The sequence below is a fragment of the Shewanella sp. 11B5 genome, assembly GCF_002836795.1.
Lineage (GTDB): Bacteria > Pseudomonadota > Gammaproteobacteria > Enterobacterales > Shewanellaceae > Shewanella > Shewanella frigidimarina.
The window spans coordinates 1-2145 of record NZ_PJAP01000658.1 but is presented as its reverse complement, the minus strand read 5'-3'; the positions used below and the strand labels follow the sequence as shown (position 1 = coordinate 2145).

Here is a 2145-nt window from a genome sequence, read left to right as displayed (position 1 = left end):
CAAGCATATAATATTCCGCTTGAAAATTGTCATGTTGAAGAAGGTTTGCCGGAAGATGTGATTCCAGAAATGGCGGCGAAATTAGATGCCGAACTAGTGGTACTGGGTACAGTTGGTCGCACTGGTTTTTCAGCTGCATTAATTGGTAATACTGCTGAACATGTCATCGACAGCATTAATTGTGATTTGTTAGCGATTAAACCTGATGGCTATAAATCACCTTTAGAAGATTAGTCTCCAATAGAATAGGTTAACTACTTTACCCTGACCTCGAATACTGGAATAATACGCGCCCTGAAACACTTGGTTACTGGGCGCATTTTTATGTCTGAAGTTGATACAATCGCTAAACAAAATATTACTCGTATGAATAAACTGCAAAAGCGTCTACGACATGAAGTCGGTTCAGCCATTGCAGACTACAATATGATCGAAGACGGTGATCGTGTTATGTGCTGCCTTTCCGGCGGCAAAGACAGCTACACCATGCTGGATATTTTATTAACCCTTCAACAACGTGCCCCAATCAAATTTGAAATTGTGGCTGTTAACCTAGACCAAAAGCAACCAGGTTTTCCTGAGCACGTGTTACCTGCTTATTTAGATAAGTTAGGCGTGGCTTATCATATTCTCGAAAAAGATACGTATTCTATCGTTAAAGAAAAGATCCCTGAAGGCAAAACGACATGTTCACTTTGCTCTCGCTTACGTCGCGGCACTCTTTATGGATTTGCCCAACATATTGGCGCAACAAAAATTGCTTTAGGTCATCATCGTGACGATATTATTGAAACCATGTTTTTGAATATGTTCTACGCTGGCAAACAAAAAGCAATGCCGCCTAAACTATTGTCTGATGACGGCGCTAATATGGTCATTCGTCCATTGGCCTATTGCCGTGAAAAAGATATTGAAGAATATTCAACTCTAAAATCATTTCCTATTATTCCTTGCAACTTATGCGGCTCACAAGAAAACTTAAAACGTGGCGCAGTTAAAGACATGTTACAAATGTGGGATAAGCAACACCCTGGTCGTATTGAAACTATTTTTACTGCAATGCAGAATACCTCACCTTCACAAGGTGTTGATCGCGAGAATTTTGATTTTATATCATTAAAGCGTAATCCCGATGCTGTTAACACCGGTGATGTAGCCGATGCTGACTTACCTGCTTTTGATTTTGTTGATATCAGTAATAATGGTCATATCAATTTAGACATTAGTAATAGAATCGATGTGGTAGCAACGTTTAAGCCATAATCAATATATTAGATGTTAATAGATAAACAAAAGGCGTTGATATCAACGCCTTTTTTACTATTATTTATCCCGAGTTCAGGTTACTGAGAAACGAAAGGACTGACAACACTGGGTTTGTGAGTAAATGAAATGTTTTTCAGCTGAGTGATTTGTTCGAGTGTTAAAGTGAATTTCTCGTTAGCCATTGATTCAACATCATCTATAACAACTTTAATTGTTTTGCCATCAGCTTGTATTTCAGCAAACTCAAACGTGAGTCCATTAATCGGTTTTCTAAAATACTTCATTGGAAAACCCTGTAAGCCATCAAGCAGTTTATTCATATCGTTAGTTAATGCTAATAGTTCTGTTTGAGTGAAACTTTGTTTAGTTTCTTTAGCGCGAACTTGCATGGCAATTCCACATTGAGCAGCATCACCCACCACATTAATATTCACCAAGCCGCGGTCAGACTTAAGCTGTGGATCGTAAGGAATAAATAAACGTTGTTGTTTGGTATATGTTAACGGAAACTGTTCTTTTTCGGTGGTAATACTGCCTGATACTATGGTGCAATCAGGTGTTATAGGAACACTAAAGGCTAGCTCAACGAGTGGATAGTTTTGCTTGTTGACTTGCTTTAATCGATCATAAAAGCCGTTGTACTCTAAAGAAACAGTTTCAGCAAAACTGCTATTCACTATAAAAATAGTCGATATAAAAATAAATCCGTTAAGTAGCGTACGATTACGCATTAGCTTTGTTCCCTTGTAAATAAGGCTTATTGTGTTTAAGCATTTCGAGGAGTTCATCAATGTACTCATCTTTTCGTTCTGAATAATTCATTAACCCATAAACCAATTTCTCGGCTGTTGGTTTAACTTTTTGAGCCCGTAAATCGGC

General features: G+C 38.0%; 3 protein-coding genes and 1 pseudogene. 2 read left to right on the top strand and 2 right to left on the bottom strand.

Annotated features, from left to right (window positions below; genetic code table 11):
* Together CXF78_RS14970 and ttcA are read left to right on the top strand one after the other, a co-directional pair.
* Nucleotides 1-234: universal stress protein (locus CXF78_RS14970; protein WP_180957161.1), on the top strand; the 234-nt coding region annotated here is incomplete at its 5' end.
* A gap of 90 nt (nucleotides 235-324) precedes the next feature.
* Nucleotides 325-1263 carry a tRNA 2-thiocytidine(32) synthetase TtcA gene (gene ttcA / locus CXF78_RS14965; RefSeq protein ID WP_011637481.1) on the top strand — a complete coding sequence of 313 codons (939 nt, stop codon included), beginning with the start codon at nucleotides 325-327 and terminating at the stop codon, nucleotides 1261-1263.
* An 80-nt stretch (nucleotides 1264-1343) separates the two neighbouring features.
* On the opposite strand, the gene CXF78_RS14960 is transcribed toward ttcA, so the two are convergent.
* Complete coding sequence (locus CXF78_RS14960) at nucleotides 1344-1997, bottom strand: DUF2987 domain-containing protein (protein ID WP_011637482.1); 654 nt, start codon at nucleotides 1995-1997, stop codon at nucleotides 1344-1346.
* Nucleotides 1990-2145 (bottom strand): annotated as a pseudogene (locus tag CXF78_RS21880) (glucosaminidase); the annotation flags it as partial. The gene CXF78_RS14960 and the pseudogene CXF78_RS21880, both read right to left, overlap by 8 nt.